This window comes from Nocardia beijingensis NBRC 16342 (assembly GCF_001612785.1).
Classification (GTDB): Bacteria; Actinomycetota; Actinomycetes; order Mycobacteriales; family Mycobacteriaceae; genus Nocardia; species Nocardia beijingensis.
On the sequence record NZ_BDBC01000086.1, the window covers coordinates 1 to 20,485 of the forward strand.

25 protein-coding genes and 1 pseudogene are annotated in these 20,485 nt (G+C 67.7%); 20 read left to right on the top strand and 6 right to left on the bottom strand.

The features are described from left to right. The 6 genes and pseudogenes from NB3_RS35780 to mtnC all read left to right on the top strand — a co-directional run. Positions 1-226, top strand: a pseudogene (locus tag NB3_RS35780) (NTP transferase domain-containing protein); the annotation flags it as partial. A gap of 483 nt (positions 227-709) precedes the next feature. After that, the gene (locus NB3_RS35435; RefSeq protein ID WP_157112158.1) at positions 710-880 is read left to right on the top strand and encodes a hypothetical protein; all 171 of its coding nucleotides are present in this window, start codon (positions 710-712) and stop codon (positions 878-880) included. Between the two features lie 172 nt (positions 881-1,052). After that, a complete protein-coding gene (locus tag NB3_RS33345; protein ID WP_067811378.1) occupies positions 1,053-1,394 on the top strand; it encodes a DUF1330 domain-containing protein in 342 nt (113 codons plus the stop codon). Between the two features lie 76 nt (positions 1,395-1,470). Continuing rightward, positions 1,471-3,168: a bifunctional S-methyl-5-thioribose-1-phosphate isomerase/methylthioribulose 1-phosphate dehydratase gene (locus NB3_RS33350; RefSeq protein WP_067811381.1), complete on the top strand. Its 1,698-nt coding sequence runs from the start codon at positions 1,471-1,473 to the stop codon at positions 3,166-3,168. Continuing rightward, entirely contained in the window at positions 3,165-3,740 is a 576-nt protein-coding gene (locus NB3_RS33355; RefSeq protein ID WP_067811384.1) for a 1,2-dihydroxy-3-keto-5-methylthiopentene dioxygenase, read from the top strand. Before NB3_RS33350 ends, NB3_RS33355 begins: the two co-directional genes overlap by 4 nt. Next, a complete protein-coding gene (gene mtnC / locus NB3_RS33360; RefSeq protein ID WP_067811387.1) occupies positions 3,737-4,429 on the top strand; it encodes an acireductone synthase in 693 nt (230 codons plus the stop codon). Before NB3_RS33355 ends, mtnC begins: the two co-directional genes overlap by 4 nt. A gap of 133 nt (positions 4,430-4,562) precedes the next feature. Here mtnC and NB3_RS33365 read toward each other — a convergent pair whose 3' ends face one another. Continuing rightward, a complete protein-coding gene (locus NB3_RS33365; protein ID WP_067811389.1) occupies positions 4,563-5,447 on the bottom strand; it encodes an alpha/beta fold hydrolase in 885 nt (294 codons plus the stop codon). 639 nt (positions 5,448-6,086) lie between these two features. Here NB3_RS33365 and NB3_RS33370 point away from each other — a divergent pair. The 4 genes from NB3_RS33370 to narI are packed head-to-tail and all read left to right on the top strand — an operon-like array spanning position 6,087 to position 13,007. Then, positions 6,087-9,797 carry a nitrate reductase subunit alpha gene (locus NB3_RS33370; RefSeq protein WP_067811392.1) on the top strand — a complete coding sequence of 1,237 codons (3,711 nt, stop codon included), beginning with the start codon at positions 6,087-6,089 and terminating at the stop codon, positions 9,795-9,797. 50 nt (positions 9,798-9,847) lie between these two features. Beyond that, the gene (gene narH, locus NB3_RS33375; protein ID WP_244892184.1) at positions 9,848-11,575 is read left to right on the top strand and encodes a nitrate reductase subunit beta; all 1,728 of its coding nucleotides are present in this window, start codon (positions 9,848-9,850) and stop codon (positions 11,573-11,575) included. Continuing rightward, on the top strand, positions 11,572-12,252 hold the full coding sequence (gene narJ, locus NB3_RS33380) for a nitrate reductase molybdenum cofactor assembly chaperone (protein ID WP_067811399.1): 681 nt from the start codon (positions 11,572-11,574) through the stop codon (positions 12,250-12,252). Before narH ends, narJ begins: the two co-directional genes overlap by 4 nt. Further along, complete coding sequence (narI, locus tag NB3_RS33385; RefSeq protein ID WP_067811400.1) at positions 12,249-13,007, top strand: respiratory nitrate reductase subunit gamma; 759 nt, start codon at positions 12,249-12,251, stop codon at positions 13,005-13,007. The genes narJ and narI overlap by 4 nt, the downstream gene beginning before the upstream one ends. Positions 13,008-13,078: 71 nt before the next feature. Here narI and NB3_RS33390 read toward each other — a convergent pair whose 3' ends face one another. Further along, positions 13,079-13,534 (bottom strand): VOC family protein, encoded by a 456-nt coding sequence (locus NB3_RS33390; RefSeq protein ID WP_067811403.1) that lies wholly within the window; start codon positions 13,532-13,534, stop codon positions 13,079-13,081. A gap of 419 nt (positions 13,535-13,953) precedes the next feature. Here NB3_RS33390 and NB3_RS35440 point away from each other — a divergent pair, with 419 nt between their 5' ends. From NB3_RS35440 to NB3_RS33440, 10 genes are read left to right on the top strand one after another with little or no spacing between them, the layout of a single operon-like run. Continuing rightward, positions 13,954-14,586, top strand: coding sequence for a hypothetical protein (locus tag NB3_RS35440; RefSeq protein WP_157112159.1), 633 nt, complete (start codon positions 13,954-13,956; stop codon positions 14,584-14,586). A gap of 6 nt (positions 14,587-14,592) precedes the next feature. Beyond that, positions 14,593-15,765, top strand: a complete 1,173-nt coding sequence (locus NB3_RS33400; protein ID WP_067811409.1) for an SRPBCC family protein — start codon at positions 14,593-14,595, stop codon at positions 15,763-15,765. Continuing rightward, entirely contained in the window at positions 15,762-16,172 is a 411-nt protein-coding gene (gene gvpJ / locus NB3_RS33405) for a gas vesicle protein GvpJ (protein ID WP_157112160.1), read from the top strand. Before NB3_RS33400 ends, gvpJ begins: the two co-directional genes overlap by 4 nt. Beyond that, positions 16,172-16,933, top strand: coding sequence for a GvpL/GvpF family gas vesicle protein (locus NB3_RS33410; RefSeq protein WP_067811411.1), 762 nt, complete (start codon positions 16,172-16,174; stop codon positions 16,931-16,933). The genes gvpJ and NB3_RS33410 overlap by 1 nt, the downstream gene beginning before the upstream one ends. A gap of 4 nt (positions 16,934-16,937) precedes the next feature. Beyond that, positions 16,938-17,171 (top strand): gas vesicle protein GvpG, encoded by a 234-nt coding sequence (locus NB3_RS33415; protein WP_067811414.1) that lies wholly within the window; start codon positions 16,938-16,940, stop codon positions 17,169-17,171. 28 nt (positions 17,172-17,199) lie between these two features. Beyond that, entirely contained in the window at positions 17,200-17,523 is a 324-nt protein-coding gene (gvpO, locus tag NB3_RS33420; protein ID WP_067811440.1) for a gas vesicle protein GvpO, read from the top strand. After that, on the top strand, positions 17,520-17,903 hold the full coding sequence (locus tag NB3_RS33425; protein WP_067811417.1) for a gas vesicle protein: 384 nt from the start codon (positions 17,520-17,522) through the stop codon (positions 17,901-17,903). Before gvpO ends, NB3_RS33425 begins: the two co-directional genes overlap by 4 nt. Continuing rightward, positions 17,900-18,682: a GvpL/GvpF family gas vesicle protein gene (locus tag NB3_RS33430; protein ID WP_067811420.1), complete on the top strand. Its 783-nt coding sequence runs from the start codon at positions 17,900-17,902 to the stop codon at positions 18,680-18,682. Before NB3_RS33425 ends, NB3_RS33430 begins: the two co-directional genes overlap by 4 nt. After that, a complete protein-coding gene (locus NB3_RS33435; RefSeq protein ID WP_067811424.1) occupies positions 18,679-18,894 on the top strand; it encodes a gas vesicle protein in 216 nt (71 codons plus the stop codon). Before NB3_RS33430 ends, NB3_RS33435 begins: the two co-directional genes overlap by 4 nt. After that, positions 18,887-19,186, top strand: a complete 300-nt coding sequence (locus tag NB3_RS33440; protein ID WP_067811427.1) for a gas vesicle protein K — start codon at positions 18,887-18,889, stop codon at positions 19,184-19,186. Before NB3_RS33435 ends, NB3_RS33440 begins: the two co-directional genes overlap by 8 nt. A gap of 76 nt (positions 19,187-19,262) precedes the next feature. On the opposite strand, the gene NB3_RS33445 is transcribed toward NB3_RS33440, so the two are convergent. From NB3_RS33445 to NB3_RS35785, 4 genes are all read right to left on the bottom strand, one after another. Continuing rightward, entirely contained in the window at positions 19,263-19,445 is a 183-nt protein-coding gene (locus NB3_RS33445; protein ID WP_067811429.1) for a DUF397 domain-containing protein, read from the bottom strand. 71 nt (positions 19,446-19,516) lie between these two features. After that, positions 19,517-19,723: a DUF397 domain-containing protein gene (locus tag NB3_RS33450; RefSeq protein ID WP_067811432.1), complete on the bottom strand. Its 207-nt coding sequence runs from the start codon at positions 19,721-19,723 to the stop codon at positions 19,517-19,519. Positions 19,724-19,790: 67 nt separating this feature from the next. Continuing rightward, the gene (locus NB3_RS33455) at positions 19,791-19,997 is read right to left on the bottom strand and encodes a DUF397 domain-containing protein (RefSeq protein ID WP_067811435.1); all 207 of its coding nucleotides are present in this window, start codon (positions 19,995-19,997) and stop codon (positions 19,791-19,793) included. Then, on the bottom strand, positions 19,987-20,485 hold a 499-nt coding region (locus tag NB3_RS35785), incomplete at its 5' end, for a DUF5753 domain-containing protein (protein ID WP_218020681.1). The genes NB3_RS35785 and NB3_RS33455, both read right to left, overlap by 11 nt.

The following is a 20,485-nucleotide window of genomic DNA, read 5'->3' on the forward strand; positions in this document are numbered from 1 at the left end:
CGCGTCCACCGCGCGCCCGCTGCGCGGGCCGCTGCGCAACGCCACCGCGATCGCGGGACAGGTGACGCGCATCGTCCCGGCTCGCCTCGCCGAGGAAGGCGGATGGATCGGGGAGCCGACCATCCGGACGGCGCATCTCGGCGGCCTTGTCGACCGGGACGGCCTGGTGATCGTTCCCCCCGATGCCGAGGACGGCGCGATCGTCGAATTCCTGCCGCTGCGCTGAACTCTTCGAGCACGCGGTCATCGGCTGAACGCGGAAGTTGTTGCAGCCCTTACCTTCCGCGATCAATGAGCGAAAGCGGAAGACGACAGCGTACCGATACGCAGCCGACTCCACTCCGGAACCCTTGCGATGGAGCGACTTTCGCCTTTTCGGACGCGACCGCGCCGAGCCGCGCGAACTCCTCGCGACAGCGGAGTCGAATTCGACGCGATATGCGCCGACAGCCCGAATAAACGAGCGTCTGGCCGGGGCGTTTCGACCGGCCCACTCCGCCTCTCAACCGGCTGGAAGAAAAGTCCACGCCCGGTGCACCTGAACTGGATTCATTACTGCATCCGGCATCAAAAATCGCTTCTACCAGCGCAAATGCAGCGATTCGGCCGCTCGGAGCCATATTTTTCATTTCCCCTTCCACCGGCCATATCCGCTCGCTATCGTGTGTTCGTTAGGCGAATATCAATCACCCGGAAAGGACCGAGTGGGATGGCTGAAAAGTCGAAGAAAACGCCTAAGAAAATGCCGAAGCAGATGCCGAGGCAGCAGCAGCAACAGCGCCAAGAGCAGGACATGCGCGAGGGCGCTGACATGGAAGGCCGTCGGGGCAACCGGTCCGAGATGCCCGACCGGCGCGGCGAGCAGGATCGCCGCCGCTAGCTGATCTGCGCCACCCGCGCCGCCGGCCCCCACCTCCTCCCGGGACCGGCGGCTGCGGTTGTTCCGGGGCCGTGCGCTTTACCCGGGAGGTAATTGCCACCCCGCGCGAGGCGAACCTACCGTCGGTTCGACGCCATCCCCGGCGTCATCGAACGAAGGAACGCCACACGCCATGTCCGCCTATGGCTTCGCCCATCTCCGCAGTCGCAGGCCGCATCCCGACATCCTGGAATACCTCGAGCGCATCCAGGCCACTCTGGACCCGTTCGGCGGTCGCTTCGTCATCCATGGACCCCCGGCCGAGGTGGTGGAGGGCAGCTGGCCCGGCAGCATGGTGCTGATCGAGTTCCCCGGGCTGACCGAAGCGCGGGAGTGGTACCACTCGCCCGCCTACCAGGAGATCCTGCCGCTGCGCGCCGATCACATCGACGGCGACCTGCTGCTCATCGAGGGCGTCCGCCCCGGGTACGACCCGCGCGAACGCGCCGCCAAGCTGCGCGCCGGGACGGCCTGACGCGATTGCGGCTCGCCGTCCCCCGTCCGATACCGTTGACCAGGCACGACCCGGTTCGACGCGAAGGATGCGCCTGATGGACGACAGCTCACTGGTCTGGGACGACGGCGCGCTCGTCACCATCGACCAGCGCGGACTGCCGCACGAGGTGCGCGAACTGCGGCTGAGCACCGTCGACGAGGTCATCGACGCGATCAAGACGCTGGCCATCCGCGGCGCGCCCGCCATCGGCATCGCCGGCGCGTTCGGCGTCGTCCTCGCCACCGCCGCGCACACCGTCGACGGCGTGGTGGACGAGGCGGCGGCGCTGGCCGAGGCGGACCGGATCGCGGCGGCGCGGCCGACGGCGGTCAACCTGGCCTGGGCCGTGCGGCGGGTCAGGGCGAAGGTAGGCAGGGGCGCGGACGCGGTCCTCGCCGAGACCCTCGACATGCTCGCCGAGGACGGCCGGGTCAACCGGGCCGCCGCCACCAACGCCGCCGACCTGGTGCAGCGCCTGTGTCCGGACCGCCCGCTGCGCGTGCTCACCCACTGCAACACCGGGCGGCTGGCGACCAGCGCGTTCGGCACCGCCATCGGCACGCTGCGGGTGCTGTCCGAGCGCGGCGCGATCGAGCAGGTGCTGGTGGACGAGACCCGCCCGCTGCTGCAGGGCGCGCGGCTGACCACCTGGGAACTGGCCGAGGCAGGCATCCCGCACCGGCTGACCATCGATTCCGCCGCCGCGTGGGCGATGGCGACCGGTCAGGTCGACTGCGTGCTGGTCGGCGCGGACCGGGTCACCGCCAACGGCGACGTCGCCAACAAGATCGGCACCTACGGTCTCGCGCTCGCCGCCCGCCATCACGGCATCCCGTTCATCGTGGTGGCTCCGGAGTCCACCCGCGATCCGAAGATGGCCACCGGCCGGGAGATCGTCGTGGAGGAACGCGCGGCGGCCGAGGTGACCGGATTCGGCGGTGTGCCAACGGCTCCCGCGCACACCGAGGTCTTCAACCCGGCGTTCGACGTGACGCCCGCCGAGTTGGTGACCGCGGTGGTCACCGAGCAGGGCGTCGTCCACCACAATGAGCGCTCCGGGGAAGCGTCGATCGCGGACGCCTCCCCCGAAGTCCGATCCGATCCGTCGCACGGCGCGGCGATCGCCGACATCGCCCGCGAGCTCTATCGCCGCGGGTGGATGCCCGGCACGGCGGGCAATATCTCGGTGCGCACGGGCGCGACCGCCGTCGTCACCGGCAGCGGGCTGTCCAAAGGCGAACTCACCGAACGCGACATGGTGACCGTGCGGGTCGCGGATTCCGCGCCGGTGTCCTCCTCCGGGCGCAAACCGTCGGCGGAGACCACGATCCACACCGCCGTCTACCGGACGCGCTCCGCCGGGGCTGTTGTCCACATCCATCCCCCGTTCGCCACGGCATTGGCCACCCGCTCGGCGGCGCCCGGCACGTTCGGCACGCTGCGGATCACCGACTACGAGCTGATCAAAGGGCTCGGCGGCGGCGATCCGGCCGTCGCGGACATCCCGGTCTTCCCGAACTGGCCCGACGTGCCGCGCATCGGAGCCGACATCGAGCAATACCTGCTCGACCATCCCGACGCCCTTCCGGTCCTGGTCATCGCCGGGCACGGGATCACCGCGTGGGGCGATGATCTCGCCCAGGCGCGCGATCGCGCCGAATGCCTGGAAGCATTGTGTGAGCTGGTGTCCCGCACCGGCAGTCCGGCGGCGTTCGGATCGCGCGACGACTTTCTCGAGATTGGACTGACATGACCCTGCTGCAGGTGATGGCCGCCGGCGACGCGGCCGACGTGCGCGTACGCACCAGCGACGACGCGGTGATCGGCACCGAACTGGCCGAGCGCGGCATCACGTTCGGCCGCTGGCCGGTGGTGGAGAACGCCGCGGCGGTGTCGTCGGAGGAGTTGCTCGCGCACTACGCGAAGAACGTCGCCGAACTGAACGAGTCCGGACGCTACAAGCACATCGACATCGCGCGCATCCACCCCGACGACGCCGACCCCCAGTGGCCGGAGATCGCCAAGGGCGCGCGCGGCAAGTTCCTCGACGAGCACCGGCACGCCGAGGACGAAGTGCGCTTCTTCGCCGCCGGACGCGGCTGCTTCTACCTGCATCTGGGCGAGGAAGTGCTCGCGGTGGTCTGCGAGGGCGGCGACCTGCTCTCCGTTCCCGCGGGCACGCTGCACTGGTTCGACATGGGTGAGCGCCCGGACTTCATCGCCATCCGCTTCTTCGAGGAGGAGGACGGCTGGGTCGGCGACTTCACCGGCGACAAGATCAGCGCGGGCTTCCCCACCCTCGACGAGCTGCTCACCGCGCCGTGACCGACGCCGTCGTCGTCGACATCGAGGGCACCACCAGTCCCACCGCCGCGGTCCGCGATGACCTCTACGGCTACACCCGCGAACGGCTTCCGGAATGGCTGTCCGACAACAGCTCCGGGGCCGCGGCGCCCGTGCTGGCCGCCACCCGGGAGCTGGCCGGGCGGCCGGACGCGGACCCAGCCGAGGTCGCCGCGATCCTGCGCGGGTGGCTCGACACCGACGTCAAGGCCGAGCCTTTGAAGACCGCGCAGGGCCTGATCTGCGCGGAGGGCTTCCGCAGCGGCGCGCTGCACGGCGAATTCTTCCCGGACGTGCCCCCGGCCCTGGCCGCGTGGCACGCCGCGGGTCTCGCGCTGTACGTCTACTCCTCGGGATCGATTCGCAATCAAAAGGATTGGTTCGCCTTCGCCCGCGGCGGCAGCCTGTCCGGCCTGATCAGCGGGTACTTCGATCTGTCGACGGCGGGCGGCAAGCGCGAGTCCTCCTCCTATGACAAGATCGCGGGAGCCATCGGCGCGCCCGCCGAACGCATCTTGTTCCTGTCCGACCACCCGGACGAACTCGACGCCGCCGTCGCCGCCGGATGGCGCGTCGTTGGTCTCGCCCGCCCCGGCGAGCCCAATCCCCCACGGCCACCGCACCGCTGGGTCGACACGTTCGCCGACATCGATCCCGCCGCCCCCGCCTGAACCCCGCGAGAGTATGCCGCGCTGGGCGGGCGCACCTACGAGACATTCGGCGCTGAGGAGTGCCCTACCGGCCGCTCGTCATCGACCGGATCACTGAGGCTGCGGCTGCTTGTCCGATACCGACCCGGGTAGCTCAGTCGATCAGGCTCCGTAGCGCCGCGATGATCGTGCCGGGCTGTTCCTCCGGCAGGAAATGGCCGCATTTCACCGTCGCGGTACGCAGATCCGAGGCCCATTCAGCCCAGATGGCCGCCGGATCGAACGGAAGGACCATCTCGCCCGGATCTTGCCAAAGGGCGGTGACCGGCATTCCGAGCCGATGGCCGCGCGCGCGGTCGGCCTCGTCGTGGGCGTTGTCGACGTATGCGCTCGCTCGATAGTCCGCGCAGACGGCGCGGATGGCGTCTGGTTCCCGGGCCGCGGCGAGGTACGCGGCACGGACATCGGCCGGGATGGCATCGGATGTCTGGGTCCAGCTGTCGAGAAAGTGCCCGAAGAACAAGTCGGGATCGGCTCGGATCATGCGCTCGGCGAGATCGGTCGGCTGCGCCAGCAAGTAGAGGTGAAAGGCGAAGATGCCGGCCGTCCCGTGGAGTGTGGCCCACATGTCAGCGGCCGGGAGCACGTCGAGGATCGCGAGATGGCTGATCGCCTCCGGATGGTCCAGGCCCGCCCGAAAAGCGACCAGGCCGCCTCTGTCGTGTCCGGCGAGGGCGAAGCGGCTGTGGCCGAGAGATCTCATGAGCGCGATGACATCACCGGCCATCGTTCGCTTCGCATAGGTTCGACCGTCGGGATCGGCGGCCGGTTTGTCGCTGCTGCCGTAGCCGCGCAGGTCCGGGCAGATCACCTGGTGGTCACGCGCGAGGTCCGCGGCGACATGACGCCAGGTGAGGTGCGTTTGGGGAAAGCCGTGCAACAGCACGATCGGCGTGCCGGAGCCGGCGATGGCCACGTTGAGCCGCACGTCACCAACAGGGATGCGTTCGTAGCCGAACCCCGGAATTCGAGAATCCATGCTCGGACGATAGCGATCGCCACCGACAGAGTGGGGTCGGCGCCGAGACCGCGCAGCGCCGGGAACCGCTGTGGCGCAGATGGTTTCCGTCCTCGGGCTGGATCCCGCAGGGTTCGGGGCCGCCCGCGGTCGGGCAGGTGGAAGCCGCAGCGCCCGTCCAGCCGACGGGGCCGTGGATGACGAACGCCCGACAGCGGCGTGCCCGGCGGGAACCGTCAGCCGCGTCGGAAGACAGAATTGTTTTGATGGCTGACATCCGGCGAATAGTGATTTCGCTTACAATCCGTTGTCGCGGAATCTTTTCCGAGCTTCTCGAAGGGGCCGGCCACGCCCTCGCTAAAAGCCCCGCCAGATGTGTTAACAAATGTAAATCACTGAAGAACCCGTCGTTTCCAAAGCATCACCGACGCGCACGTGAGCGGACTTCGCGAATCCCATAATCGCCAGTTCAGGACGATTCCTTCCTGGCCAGACCGCCGAAACGCACCCGGCGATTGCCCGCCACCGTGACCGTGACGTTGCGCCGATCTCACAACTCACCAGATGTCCGAATGGGCTGTGAGAAAGACGTTTGGTCAGTCGTGCGCGCCTCTTTACAGTCGGAACATCCACCCGATCGCACAGCTCGAAGGGGACCTCGTGGTTAATTCGCGTGCCCAGGGTCGTACACCCTCCGCCCCGGCCACCGACGCCGGGGACGCGCTCCTGCGGCTGGGGAAATATTTCCACCGGGGCGAGGTGTCGTCCGATCAGCGGACGCTGCACAAGGTCGGCGGTCGCAGCGCCGACGAGTTCTACCGGGATCGCTGGTCGCACGACAAGGTGGTGCGTTCCACGCACGGCGTGAACTGCACCGGGTCCTGCTCGTGGAAGATCTACGTCAAAGACGGCGTGATCACCTGGGAATCGCAGCAGACCGACTACCCCTCGGTGGGTTCGGACAAGCCGGAATACGAGCCGCGCGGCTGCCCGCGCGGCGCGTCGTTCTCCTGGTACACCTATTCGCCCGCACGGGTGCGCTACCCGTACGTGCGCGGCACGTTGCTGGAGCTGTACCGGGAGGCCAAGTCCCGGCTCAAGGACCCGGTGCTGGCCTGGGGCGAGATCGTCGAAGACGCCGAAAAGACGCGCAGCTACAAGTCCGCGAGGGGCAAGGGCGGCTTCGTACGCGCCGAATGGTGGGAAGCGGCCGAGATCGCCGCCGCCGCCCACGTGTACACGATCAAGCAGTACGGCCCCGACCGGGTAGCCGGGTTCTCGCCGATCCCGGCCATGTCGATGGTCAGCCACGCCGTCGGCGCCCGATTCATCTCGCTGCTCGGCGGCTCCATGCTGTCGTTCTACGACTGGTACGCCGACCTGCCGGTGGCCTCGCCGCAGGTGTTCGGCGACCAGACCGACGTGCCGGAGTCCGCGGACTGGTTCGACGCGGGCTACCTGATCATGTGGGGCTCCAACGTGCCGGTCACCCGGACGCCGGACGCGCACTACATGACCGAGGCCCGCTACCGGGGCCAGAAGGTCGTCGTGGTCTCCCCCGACTACGCCGACAACACCAAGTTCGCCGACGAGTGGGTGCCCGCGCGTCCCGGCACCGACGCCGCGCTGGCCATGGCGATGGGCCACGTGGTGCTGAAGGAGTTCTTCGTCGAGAAGTCGACGCCGCGATTCCTCGACTACATCAAGCGCTACACCGATCTGCCGTACCTCATCACGCTGGACGAGCGCGACGGGGCGTTCGTGCCCGGCAAGTTCCTCACCGCCGCCGACCTGGGCCGCACCGGCGAGGGCGTGGAATTCCAGACAGTGCTGCTGGACGCGCAGACGCAGCCGGTGGTGCCGAACGGGTCGCTCGGACATCGGTTCGGCGAAGCGGGAACCGGGCGCTGGAACCTCGATCTCGGGGACGTCGATCCCCTCTTGAGTCTGTACGGCCGCACCGACGACGCTGCGGCTGTACAGATTCCCCGCTTCGACAGCGACGTCCCAGGTGTGCTCGTGCGCGGCGTGCCGACCGCGACCGTCGCGGGCAAGCGCGTCACCACGGTGTTCGATCTGCTGCTGGCCCAGTACGGCGTCGGCCGCGACGGACTGCCCGGCACCTGGCCCAGCGGCTACGACGACGCGGCCGAGCCCTACACCCCGGCCTGGCAGGAGGCCATCACCGGCGTGCCCGCCGTGCAGGCGCAGCGCATCGCGCGGGAATTCGCCGACAACGCCGACCGTTCCGGCGGCCGCTCGATGATCCTGATGGGCGCGGGCACCAACCACTGGTTCCACTCCGACCAGATCTACCGCGCGTTTTTCACCCTCACGCTGCTGACCGGCTGTCAGGGCGTGAACGGCGGCGGCTGGGCGCATTACGTCGGACAGGAGAAGTGCCGTCCGGTCACCGGCTGGTCCACCCTGGCCTTCGGCCTGGACTGGCAGCGTCCGCCGCGGCAGATGCAGGGCACCGTGTTCTGGTACCTGACCAACGACCAGTGGCGCTACGACCCGTTCACCGCAGAGTCGTTCGCCTCGCCGCTTGGCACGGGCAAGTTCGCCGGGCGCACGGCCGCCGACAACATCGCGCTGGCCAGCAGGCTGGGCTGGATGCCGAGCTACCCCACCTTCGACCGCAACCCGCTCGATCTGGTGGACGAGGCCGAGGCCGCGGGCAAGACCGCACCGGAACACGTGGTGGACGGGCTGAAGTCCGGTGACCTGAGGTTCGCCTGCGAGGACCCCGACGCGCCGGAGAACTTCCCCCGCTGCCTGACCGTGTGGCGGGCGAACCTGCTCGGTTCCTCCGGCAAGGGCAACGAGTACTTCCAGCGCCACCTGCTGGGCGCCGACTCCAATTTGCAGGCCGCCGAGGCCACCGGCGTGCGGCCGCAGGAGCTGAACTGGCGCGACACCGCCGCCACCGGCAAGCTGGATCTGCTGCTGTCGCTGGACTTCCGGATGACCAGCACCACGCTGTTCTCCGACATCGTGCTGCCCGCGGCCACCTGGTACGAGAAGCACGACCTGTCCTCCACCGACATGCACCCGTTCGTGCACGCTTTCTCCCCGGCCATCTCGCCGCCATGGGAGGCCAAGACCGACTTCGACGCCTTCCACCGCATCGCGCGCGGCTTCTCCTGGATGGCGGAGAAGCACCTCGGCAAGCGCAAGGACATCGTCGCCGTGCCGTTGCAGCACGACTCGCCGGACGCGACGGCGCAGGCGGGCGGGCGCGTGCTGGACTGGAAAGCCGGTGAGTGCGAGCCGATTCCGGGCAAGACCATGCCGAAGCTGGTGGTGGTCGAACGCGACTACCCGAAGATCGCGGAGAAGATGGCCGCGCTCGGGCCGCTGGTCGACACACTCGGCGTCACCACCAAGGGCGTCACCACCTACCCCGACCAGGAGGTCGAGTACCTCGCCGGGGTGAACGGCACGGTGGTGTCCGGCGTCGCGCAGGGCCGCCCGTCGCTGGCCAAGGACACACACGCGGCCGAGGCGATCCTCGCGCTGTCGGGCACCACCAACGGCAGGCTCGCGGTGGAGGGTTTCCACGCGCTGGAACGCCGCACCGGAACGAAACTGGCCGATCTGGCCGCCGAGCACGAGGGCAAGCGGATCACTTTCGCCGATACCCAGGCGCGCCCGGTGCCGGTGATCACCTCGCCGGAGTGGTCGGGCAGCGAGACCGGCGGACGCAGGTACTCGCCGTTCACCATCAACACCGAACGGCTCAAGCCCTGGCACACGCTCACCGGGCGGCAGCACTTCTACCTCGATCACGACTGGATGATCGAACTCGGCGAGCAGCTGCCGATCTTCCGTCCGCCGCTGGACATGACCGCGCTGTTCCGCGAGCCGTCCATCGGCGCCGTCGGCGAGCAGGGCGTCACGGTGCGCTACCTGACGCCGCACTCGAAGTGGTCGATCCACTCGGCTTACCAGGACAACCTGCACATGCTGACGCTCTCGCGCGGCGGACAGACGATCTGGATGTCCGATCGCGACGCGGCGAAGATCGGCGTGGCCGACAACGACTGGATCGAGGCGATCAACCGCAACGGCATCGTGGTCGCCCGCGCCATCGTCAGCCACCGGATGCCGGAGGGCACGGTGTTCATGTACCACGCGCAGGACCGCGCGGTGGACGTGCCGCGCATCGAGGGCCTCGGCGAGGACACCAAGGGCAGGGGCAAGCGCGGTGGTATCCACAACGCGCTCACCCGCATCATGATCAAGCCATCGCACCTCATCGGCGGCTACGCGCAGCAGTCCTTCGCGCTGAACTACCACGGCCCCACCGGAAATCAACGCGACGAGGTGACCACGATTCGCAGGCGCTCGCAGGAAGTGGAGTACTGACATGCAGGCAGCATTCACCGACGCGAGAAAGCGGTACTGATATGCGCGTCATGGCACAGCTGGCCATGGTGATGAACCTGGACAAGTGCATCGGCTGCCACACCTGCTCGGTCACCTGCAAGCAGGCGTGGACCAACCGCGGCGGCACCGAGTACGTCTGGTTCAACAACGTGGAAACCCGCCCCGGGCAGGGCTATCCGCGGCAGTACCAGGACCAGGAGAAGTGGAAGGGCGGCTGGACGCTGAACAAGCGCGGCAAGCTCACCCTGAAGTCCGGGTCCCGGTTGAAGCGGCTGCTGAACATCTTCGCCAACCCGGATCTGCCCACGGTCGAGGACTACTACGAGCCGTGGAGCTACGACTACGACAACCTGCTGTCCTCGCCGCCGGTGGACACCACGCCGGTCGCGCGGCCCAAATCGCTGATCACCGGCGAGGACACGAAGGTCACCTGGGGCGCGAACTGGGACGACGACCTCGGCTCCGGCCCCGAGCAGGTCGGCAGGGACCCGCTGCTGGCGAAGCTGTCGGAGCAGGTGAAACTGGAGTTCGAAGAGACCTTCATGTTCTACCTGCCGCGCATCTGCGAGCACTGCCTGAATCCCTCCTGCGCGGCCTCCTGCCCGTCCGGCGCGATCTACAAGCGCGCCGAGGACGGCATCGTGCTGGTGGACCAGGACAAGTGCCGCGGTTGGCGGCAGTGCGTGTCGGGCTGCCCCTACAAGAAGATCTACTTCAACCACAAGACGGGCAAAGCGGAGAAGTGCACCTTCTGCTACCCGCGCGTGGAAGTCGGCATTCCGACGGTATGCTCGGAGACCTGCGTCGGGCGGCTGCGCTACATCGGCGTGATGCTCTACGACGCCGATGCCGTGCTCGAGGCCGCGTCGGTCACCGAGGACAAGGATCTCTACCCGTCGCAGCTCGGGGTTTTCCTCAATCCGCACGACCCGCGCGTGATCGCGGAGGCGGAGCGGGCCGGAATCTCGCCGGAATGGATTCAGGCGGCGCAGGATTCGCCGGTCTACAAGCTCATCGTGGACTACCAGATCGCGCTGCCGCTGCATCCGGAGTACCGCACCATGCCGATGGTCTGGTACGTGCCGCCGCTGTCGCCGGTGGTGGACGTGCTCAGCGAGACCGGTCACGACGGCGAGAACGTGTCCAATCTGTTCGGCGCCATCGACGCGCTGCGCATTCCGGTGGAGTACCTGGCCGAGTTGTTCACCGCGGGTGACGTGGGGCCGGTGCGGGCGTCGTTGCAACGCCTCGCGGCCATGCGCTCGTTCATGCGGTCGGTGAACCTCGGCGAGGAGCCCGATCCCTCCATCGCGCCGTCGGTGCGGCTGGAGCCGGAGGAGATCGAGGCGATGTACCGGCTGCTGGCCATCGCCAAGTACGAGCACCGCTACGTCATCCCGACGGGCGCGGGAGCCCGAGCGCACGAACTGGACTCGCTCGCCACCGGGTGCAGCCTGGACACCGACGGCGGTCCCGGCATGACGGCGTTCGACCAGATGGTGGAGAAGTTCCACCTCACCGACACCAACGGCGCCGCGCCGGAGCAGAAGTCGGGCCGGATCAACCTGCTGAACTGGGACGGCAAGAGCACCGATGGCCTGGTGCCGAGCAATGGCGCCGGGAACGGCAACGGGCACGCCGACGGCACGAGCAACGGGCACTCGGGTAACGGCCACGCGAACGGCGCGGGCAACGGCCACGGCTCGGGCAGCGTCGCGGGTGATCCGGCCTCCGCGCCGAGCGGAGCGGGGCGATGAGCCTGCTGAAGTTGCGCCGCCGCCCGGAAGCGGTGGTCGAACTCGCCCAGCGCGACCGCCAGCTGGTGTGGCGAATCGCCGCATTGCTGCTGGACTATCCGACCGAGCAGACGCTGGCCATGATCGGCCAGGTGACCAGCGCCGCGGAAGGTTTGCCCGACGAGGTGCGCGCGCACTTGGACGAATGCCTCGACTACCTGCGGACCACCCCGCCGCTGGAACTCGCGGCCGCCTACGTCGCGACCTTCGACATGCGCCGCCGCGCCAGCCTGCACCTGACCTTCTACGCCTACGGCGACACCCGCAAGCGCGGCATGGCCCTGCTGCGGTTCAAGCACGCCTACCGGCACGCCGGCGTCGAACTCGGGGACGAAGAACTGCCCGATCACCTGCCGGTGCTGCTGGAGTTCGCCGCGACCGTGGACCCGATCGGCGGCGAACGGCTGCTCGGCGAGCACGTTCCGGTGCTGGAGCTGCTGCGACTGTCGTTGTCGGACAACAACTCTCCCTACGCGGGCGTGCTGGCGGCGATCGGGGCGACGTTGCCGCCCCCGACCACCGCCGATCGCAGGCGCATCGCCGAACTCGCCGCCCAGGGCCCGCCCGAGGAGGAAGTCGGGCTGGAACCCTTCGCGATGGACCCCTCCCTGTTCGACGGATCGGAAGGCCGACGATGAACGCAACGCCGCATCTGCCCGTCTCGCTGTGGCTGATCCTGCCGTACGTCGCGTTCACCTCGTTCGTGCTCGGGCACCTGTGGCGCTACCGCAACGACCAGTTCGGCTGGACCACCCGCTCCTCGCAGATCTACGAGAGCCGCCTGCTGCGGCTGGGCAGCCCGCTGTTCCACTTCGGCATGGTCGGGGTGTTCGGCGGGCACGTGCTCGGCGTGCTCATCCCGGAATCGTGGACCTCCGCGATCGGCATCTCCGAGCACGTCTACCACGTGATCGCCGTCGGGGCCGGCTCGGTGGCCGGTCTGGCCGTGCTGGCCGGTGTCGGCATCCTGCTCTACCGGCGGTTCACCGTTCCCGCCGTCCGCAAGGCGACCACGGGCAACGACAAGCTGATGTACGCGCTGCTGGCCGCTGCGCTGATCACCGGCCTGCTCAACACCTGGGGCAGCAATCTGCTGTGGGGCACCTACAACTACCGCGAGACGGTGTCGCCCTGGTTCCGCAGTCTGTTCACGCTCAGTCCGCGACCGGAGCTCATGGTGGACACCCCGTGGACCTTCCAATTGCACGGGCTGGTCGTGCTCGCCCTGATCGGGCTGTGGCCCTACACCCGGCTGGTGCACATGTTCAGCGCGCCGGTCGGCTACCTGGTGCGGCCGTATGTGGTCTACCGCAGCAAGGAATACAACGCTCCCGACAAGCGCCGCTACGCCCGTGCGTGGGACGCCCCCGTGACGCCCGAACACTGGCGCTGACGGCGCCGTCGCGCGAGACCCCGCCCGGACAACGGCGTCCCGGCGGGGTCTTCGGCGTTCGCGGCGCCTGATCAGGCGTTGTCGTAGGCGTTCTGGAGAGCCGCGACATCGAGCTTGGACATCGACCGCAAGGCGGTGCCGACGGCGATGGTCTTCGCGGGGTCGTCACCGCTCATCAATTTCGGCAGCGCCGAGGGCACCACCTGCCAGGACAGGCCGTAGCGGTCCTTCAGCCAGCCGCACGGGCCTGGCGCGCCGCCGTCCGCGGTGAGCGCGTCCCACAGGCGGTCGACCTCGCCCTGGGTGTCCACGACCACTTGCAGCGACGCGGCATCGGTGTGCGGGTGCTCCGGTCCGCCGTTCATCAGCGTGACCGCCTGACCGTCCAGGTCCAGCGAGACGATGAACGCCGAGCCGTCGGAGTTGCGGGAGACCTCGACCACCCGCGAGTTCGGGATCACCGCGGCGTACAAGGCGGCGGCTTCCTCGGCGGCGTTGTCGAACCAGAGGAACGTGTTGACGGACATGATGTGCTCCTGTGTTGTGGCGTGACTTGCTGTCACCCACTGGTCGGAGCCACCCGCTCGCCTTCGACATAGTTCGCGAAGATTCCCGAAGTTTTTTTTCCGGCAGTGTCCACTGCTCTCTGCCAGATGGTCGCTGACCAGCCTCGACAGACCTATCTCATCACCACTTTTCGCAGGCAAAGACATCGACCTCATCGGTAACCAGGCATACGCTGAAGTTTGGCCGCCGCAATGTGGTCTACCCCACTTCTGGGGACGTCAAGTCTCGACGCCCCGGCTTCGCCGGTGCGGTGGCAGTCGAGGCGAGCAAGGAGTGAGTGATGAAAGGCGGAGGAAGAATTGCGTTAGGGGTGGGCCTCGGGTACCTGCTCGGTCGCACGAAGAAAATGCGCTTCGCGATGACGCTGGCGGGAGCAGCGATGGCGAGGCGATCCGCGGGAACACCCGCCGAACTGCTCGAGCGCGGCACGGAGCTGCTCAAATCGACGCCGGAGCTGACCAAGATCACCGACACGGTGCGCGACGAGTTGCTCGGCGCGGTGCGTTCGGCCGCGGTCACCGCGGCGAGCAACCGCATGGACGCGCTCAGCAACCGGTTACAGCAGGGGACGACGCTCTTGGCGGGCGAAGGACAACGCGGCTCTCGAGCGGCGGATGAGGAGGACGAAGAGCAAGAGCAACAGCCTGAGGACGAGTACGAGGACGAAGAGCAAGAGGACGAGTACGAGGACCAGGAGCAAGAGCCCGAGGACGAGTACGAGGACCAGGACGAGGACGAGGACGAAGATCGAACGCCCGAGGACGAGCACGAAGAGGAAGAACAAGAGCCCGAGGACGAGGACGATTCCGAGCGGGGCGAGGAAGAGGACGACACCGAGCGGCCTGCCGCGCGGACGCGCACTCGCCGGTCGAGCACCACCGCCAAGCGCGGAGCGAGCTCGCGGACCGCCGACCGTTCCGACTCCGCGGATCGTAAGCCGTCCGGGACTTCCGGCCGCGGCCGTACTCGCGCCGAGGCCGGCCAGGCCCCCGTGCGCCGGACGAGGAGGTGACCGGCGATGGCGAAGATTTTGCGTGACGCGACGGAAGGAGTCGGCAAGGTGGCCGCCGATACGGCGGGCCGGGCCGCCAAAGCCGCGACCGGGGCGGGATCATCCGCGAAGAAGGCGGGAGCCTCCGCCAAGAAGGCCGGATCTTCCGCGAAGAAGAACGCGCCGCCCACGCCGACCGGCATTTTGCAGCAGTCGGTGCAGAACCTCACCGGAGCGCTGACCGAACGCGCGGTGGCCGGGCTGACGAACCAGGTGTCGAAGACCGCGGGCCGGTTGAACGAGTACGCCGAGGGCGGCGGCGGGGGGAACCTGCTGGCGGCGCTGACCGGCGTGCAGAAGCTCGCCGGTGGCTCTTCGCCGTTGAGCACGGCCATGAGCATGGGCAAAACCAAGCTCGGTCACTCACTACGCGAGCAGTTCGAGAATGTGAAGGAATCGCTCACCGGCGGCAAGGGCAAGGGCGGCAGCAAGAAGATCAAGCTGACGAACATCGTCGAGCACATCGACGTCGGCGTCCCGATCCGTCTGGCCTACGACCAGTGGACCCAGTTCGCGGATTTCCCGAAGTACACCAAGAAGCTCGAGCAAGTGGAACAGGTCTCCGACGAGAAGCTCAGCTGGACCGGCAAAGTGTTCTGGTCGCGGCGTACCTGGGAATCCACGATTCTCGAGCAGGTGCCGTTCGAGCGGATCGTCTGGCGTTCCAAGGGGCACAAGGGCTACATCGACGGCGCGGTCACCTTCCACGAGATAACGCCGCAGTACACCCGCATCCTCGTGGTGCTGGAGTACCACCCCAAGGGAGTCTTCGAGAAGACCGCCAACATCTGGCGCGCGGCCGGCCGCCGCTGCCGCCTGGAATTGAAGCACTTCGAGCGGCACGTGATGACCGAGTCCGTCCTGCATCCCGACGACATCGTCGGCTGGCACGGCGAAATCCACGACAGCAAGGTCGTCAAGGACGACGAGACCGCTCGACGCGAAGAAGAGGAGAACGCCGAACGAGACGAGACAGACCAGGAGCCGGACGAGGAAGAGGAAGAAGAGACCGACGAGCAGGAGACGGATGAGCACGACGAGGACGAACAAGCCGAAGAACGGCGTCCTCGTCGCCGACCCGCCGCCCGCCGCAGCACGGTGACCCGCCGGTCGCGTGAGAAGCGAGGAGCACACGCATGACTATCGAACCCGCAGGCGGCGGAGGCGGTGGCGGAGCGGGCACGATGGCGCGCCCGAACTCCTCCAGCCTGGCCGACGTGATCGACACCATTTTGGACAAAGGCCTGGTCATCGACGCGTTCGCGCGCGTGTCGCTGGTCGGCATCGAACTGGTGACCATCGACGCCCGCGTCGTGGTGGCCAGCGTCGACACCTATCTGCGTTTCGCCGAAGCCGTCAATCGGCTGGAGATCTCCACCAGCGAACCGAAGGGCTTGACCGACATCGTCGGCGACGTCACGCAAGGCGCGGCGAAGCACAAGACGCAGGGCGCGCTGGAGGCGGCGGGCGAGAAGGTCATGGACTTCCTCGGCGACGTGCAGGACAAGCGCCAGACGGCGAACAGGCCGAAACGTAGGGAGGGCTGATGACCACCGGTCAAGCCGCCGTCTACGTCTACGGCATCGTGCCCGCCGACGTGGAGCCGGAGCCGCACGCCAGCGGCGTCGGCGACCCACCCGGCGAGGTGGGAGTGGTACGGCACGGCGAGATCGCCGCGCTGATCAGCAGGCTCGAATCCGATCGGCCGCTCGGTACGCCCGACGATCTCACCGCGCACGCCGAGTTGCTGGACGGCTCGGCTGCCGTCGCTCCGGTGCTGCCGCTGCGCTTCGGCGCGGTCATGACCGACACCGAGGCGGTGGAGAACGAATTGCTCGGGGCGAACGAAGCCGAATTCCGCTCCGCGCTGGAGCAGTTGGAGGGCCGCGCGCAGTTCGTGGTCAGAGGCCGTTACGTCGAGAACACCATCCTCCGGGAACTGCTCGAGGAGAACGCCGAAGCCGCCCGGCTACGCGACGCGATCCGCGACAAGCCGGAGGACGCCACCCGCAACGAGCGCATCGCGCTCGGCGAGATGATCAACCAGGCCATCGAGTCCAAGCGCGCCGCCGACACCCGCAAGGTGGTCGACGCGCTCGAGAAGTTCGAGCCGTTGGTCAACTACCGCGACCCCACCCACGAGGAGGAGGCCGTGCACATCGCGCTGCTGGTCGAACTCGAACGGCAGCAAGAGCTGGAGGAGACGCTGCGCGAGCTCGGCGAGGAGTGGGACGGCCGGGTCGAGCTGAATCTGCTCGGCCCGATGGCGGCTTACGACTTCGTGGCGAAGCGCGGACCAGAGGGGTGAGGACATGTTCGGCGTGGTCACATCGATTCTGTCGTTGCCGTTGGCACCGGTCCGCGGGGTGATCTGGCTGGGCGAGTTGATCCAGGACCAGGTGGATCAGAAGATGCACGATCCCGCCCTCATGCGCCGCGAGCTCGAGGAGATCGATGCGGCCGCGGCGGCCGGTCAAATGTCGGAAGAGGAACGCAGACAAGCGCAGCAGGCGGTGCTGGACCGCATGACCGGTCGGCAGGCGTGACCGCCACCGGCCGGAAGGAGTGATCCGCGTGGCACGCAAGACCACTTCCGAGGACGTCCACTCGGGTTCGGACGAACCGTCTCCCGCCACCCCGGCGCAAGCCGCCGCGGTGGCGGTCCGGCATCTCGTGGACCTGACATCGAAGCAGGTCGAGGGCGTCACCTCGATGGAACCGACGGAGGACGGCTGGGTGGTGGAGGTCGAGGTGCTCGAGGACCGCCGCATCCCGTCGTCGGCGGACATCCTCGCGCTCTACGAGGTGGAGATCGATCTCGACGGCAACCTGCTGGCCTACCGCAGAACCAGGCGCTACGGGCGAGGCAGCACCGACATCGGCGGGGCTCGGTCATGACAGTGGCTCCCGGCGGATCGTCCGCACCGCAGCCGCTCGGCGGGCATTCGTCGACGAACCTCGCCGACATCCTCGAGCGGGTGCTCGACAAGGGCTTGGTGATCGCGGGCGACATCCAGGTGAACCTGCTCGACATCGAACTGCTCACGATCAAACTGCGGCTGGTGATCGCGTCCTTGGAGACCGCCAAGGCGGTGGGCATCGACTGGTGGGAGAGCGATCCCTGGCTCAACAGCAAGGCTCGCACGCTGGAACGGCAGGATCGCGATCTGGAACTCGAGAATCAGAAGCTCCGCGACCGGATCGCCGAATTGGAGAGCGCGAAGCGGCAACCGCAACCGGTCGAGCGTCGCCGCCAGCCGAGGGAAGAACGCTCGTGACGGATCTCGGGGTCTGGCTGTACGCGGTGACACCCGGCCGCGAGGCGGAGGAGCTGGGCGGGCTGACCGGGGTCGCGGGCGAGCCGGTGCGCGCGGTGGTCGTGGACGGTCTCACGGCGATCGTCGGCTCGGTGCCGCTCGAGGTGTACGGCGAGCAACCGCTGAAGGCGCGGCTGGAGGATTTGGATTGGCTGGAAGCGACGGCCCGCGCGCACGACGCTGTCGTCTCGGCCATGGTGCGGCGAGGTCCGACCGTTCCGCTCCGGCTGGCGACCGTCTTCCTCGGCGACGACCGGGTGCGCGACCTGCTTGCCGAACGGCGAGCCGACTTCGCCGCCGCGCTGGAGCTGGTCAGCGGCCGCACCGAGTGGGGCGTGAAGGCCTACGGTGATCGCGCCGCCCTGACCGCCGCCGTGGCCGAGGCCCGCACCGCGAGCGAAGGCAAGGGCACCGGAGCGGCGTATCTGGCGCGCCGGCGGGCGCAACTGTCGGCGCAGGAGTCCGTCGAACGCGATGCGGCGCAGCGTGCGGAGGAGATCCACAACCGCCTGCTCCGGCACGCCGCGGCGGGACGGCGGCAAGCGCTGACCGACCCGGCGCTGAGCGGCCGCCGGGACTGGTTGGTGCTGAACGGGACCTACCTGGTGGACGACGATCGCACCGACGACTTCGCCACCGCGGTCAAGGCGCTCGGTGCCGAGTTCCCCGGCATCCGCCTCGAACTCACCGGTCCGTGGCCGCCGTATTCGTTCGCCGGTGTGGAACGAGAACCGGCATGACGGTCGATGAAGAGCGCCGCGTCGCGCTGGTCGATCTGCTGGATCGGGTGCTGGCGGGCGGCGTGGTGATCACCGGGGACATCAAGCTCGCCATCGCCGACGTGGACCTGGTCCAGATCTCGCTACGCGCGCTCATCTCCTCCATCAGCACCCTGTCCGGAACACTCGGACCCGCGACGCATCCCGCCCTGGAGCCCCCCGGCGATGACTGAATTCGGCGGCATCCCACCGCGTATCGACACCGAGCCCGAATCCGTAGAGCGCGGTCTGGTCAGCCTCGTCCTCACCCTGGTCGAACTGCTGCGCCAACTCATGGAGCGCCAAGCGATCCGCCGCGTCGACGCCGGCGACCTCACCGACGCCCAGATCGAACGCATCGGCACCACCCTCATGCTCCTCGAACAACGCATGGACGAACTACGCGACCACTTCGGCCTCACCCCCGAAGACCTCAACATCGACCTGGGCCCCCTCGGCACCCTCCTCCCCCGCGACCCACCCTGAACATCAAGATCAACGGCACATGAGCGAGAGGTTTTCTCGGCGGATGCAACAGCCATGTGCCGTTGATCTTGAAGGCTTAGAGGGTAGCGGTGAAGGCGTCCCAGGCGGCGGGGGTGAAGACCAACGCTGGGTCGGTGGGGTTCTTGGAGTCGCGGACGGCGAGCATGCCGCCTGTCAGGTGGGCGACCTCAACACATTCCTGGCCGCCGCTGCTATAGCTGCTCTTGAACCAATTCGCGTTCGACAGGTTCACGTGCACGTTCGTACTCCCTGCTGGTGAATGAACCGGATAGTGGTGTGCGCGAGGGGCTGGCCTTCCCTGCCTCGCGGCTACGAGCGGTCGAACTCGCCACCCGCGACACCAGCGGTGAAGGCGTCCCAATCGCCGGGCGCGAAGACCAACGCCGGGCCGGTCGGGTTCTTGGAGTCGCGGACGCCGACCATGCCACCTGCCAGATGGGCGACCTCAACGCATTCCTGGCCCCCACCGCTGCGGCTGCTCTTGAACCAACGCGCGTTCGCAAGGTTGACGTACACGTTCGTACTGCTGGTAAATGAACCGGATAGTGGTGCGCGAGAGCGGCTGGCTTTACCCGCCTGGCGGCTACGAGCGATCGAACTCGCCACCCACAACGCCAGCGGTGAAGGCGTCCCACTCGCCGGGCGCGAAGACCAGTGCTGGGCGGGTCGGATTCTTGGAGTCCCGGACACCGACCATCCCGCCTGCCAGATGGGCGACCTCCACACAATCCTGGCCGCCGCTGCTGTGGCTGCTTTTGAACCACTTTTCTCCGGATAGGTCAATGTCCACGTTCGTACTCCTTCGCCAACTGACGCAGTAGATCTCGGCTGGGTTGAACATCGAGCGCGGCTCGGTGGATCACCCAATATGCGTCACGGTACCGGTCTATATCACTGACCCGCTCCAGGAAGAGCCCTCCTGTGAAGCTTTCGACGTAGACGACACTGGGCTCCTCCGGCTGGCCCTTCTTGTCCGTATCGAAGTCCAAGATCAGGAACGGACCGGTGGATGTTCCGACCGGCAACCCGGCTCGGAATGGCAACACCCGAATGTCGACATTCGGAAGAGTGCTGAGATCCGCAAGGTGGCGCGACTGGGCAGACATCACCTTCGGTGAGCCGATCACCGTTCGCAGCACGGCCTCGTGCAGTACCGCACTGAACGTCGCCGGACGACGCCTCCGAGCAACCAGCCCCTGACGACGTAGACGAAGCTCGACGCGGCGGTCGATCTCGTCTGGCGAGTCATTCGGGAAGTACAAGATGTCGAGAGCACGA

Excerpts from the sequence above, each read along its gene's own strand:
- NB3_RS35435 (WP_157112158.1), top strand. The coding sequence starts at position 710 with ATGGCTGAAAAGTCGAAGAAAACGCCTAAGAAAATGCCGAAGCAGATG.
- NB3_RS33345 (WP_067811378.1), top strand. The coding sequence starts at position 1,053 with ATGTCCGCCTATGGCTTCGCCCATCTCCGCAGTCGCAGGCCGCATCCC.
- NB3_RS33350 (WP_067811381.1), top strand. The coding sequence starts at position 1,471 with ATGGACGACAGCTCACTGGTCTGGGACGACGGCGCGCTCGTCACCATC.
- NB3_RS33355 (WP_067811384.1), top strand. The coding sequence starts at position 3,165 with ATGACCCTGCTGCAGGTGATGGCCGCCGGCGACGCGGCCGACGTGCGC.
- NB3_RS33365 (WP_067811389.1), bottom strand. The coding sequence starts at position 5,447 with ATGGATTCTCGAATTCCGGGGTTCGGCTACGAACGCATCCCTGTTGGT.
- narH (WP_244892184.1), top strand. The coding sequence starts at position 9,848 with ATGGCACAGCTGGCCATGGTGATGAACCTGGACAAGTGCATCGGCTGC.
- narJ (WP_067811399.1), top strand. The coding sequence starts at position 11,572 with ATGAGCCTGCTGAAGTTGCGCCGCCGCCCGGAAGCGGTGGTCGAACTC.
- narI (WP_067811400.1), top strand. The coding sequence starts at position 12,249 with ATGAACGCAACGCCGCATCTGCCCGTCTCGCTGTGGCTGATCCTGCCG.
- NB3_RS33390 (WP_067811403.1), bottom strand. The coding sequence starts at position 13,534 with ATGTCCGTCAACACGTTCCTCTGGTTCGACAACGCCGCCGAGGAAGCC.
- NB3_RS35440 (WP_157112159.1), top strand. The coding sequence starts at position 13,954 with ATGGCGAGGCGATCCGCGGGAACACCCGCCGAACTGCTCGAGCGCGGC.
- NB3_RS33400 (WP_067811409.1), top strand. The coding sequence starts at position 14,593 with ATGGCGAAGATTTTGCGTGACGCGACGGAAGGAGTCGGCAAGGTGGCC.
- gvpJ (WP_157112160.1), top strand. The coding sequence starts at position 15,762 with ATGACTATCGAACCCGCAGGCGGCGGAGGCGGTGGCGGAGCGGGCACG.
- NB3_RS33410 (WP_067811411.1), top strand. The coding sequence starts at position 16,172 with ATGACCACCGGTCAAGCCGCCGTCTACGTCTACGGCATCGTGCCCGCC.
- NB3_RS33415 (WP_067811414.1), top strand. The coding sequence starts at position 16,938 with ATGTTCGGCGTGGTCACATCGATTCTGTCGTTGCCGTTGGCACCGGTC.
- NB3_RS33425 (WP_067811417.1), top strand. The coding sequence starts at position 17,520 with ATGACAGTGGCTCCCGGCGGATCGTCCGCACCGCAGCCGCTCGGCGGG.
- NB3_RS33435 (WP_067811424.1), top strand. The coding sequence starts at position 18,679 with ATGACGGTCGATGAAGAGCGCCGCGTCGCGCTGGTCGATCTGCTGGAT.
- NB3_RS33440 (WP_067811427.1), top strand. The coding sequence starts at position 18,887 with ATGACTGAATTCGGCGGCATCCCACCGCGTATCGACACCGAGCCCGAA.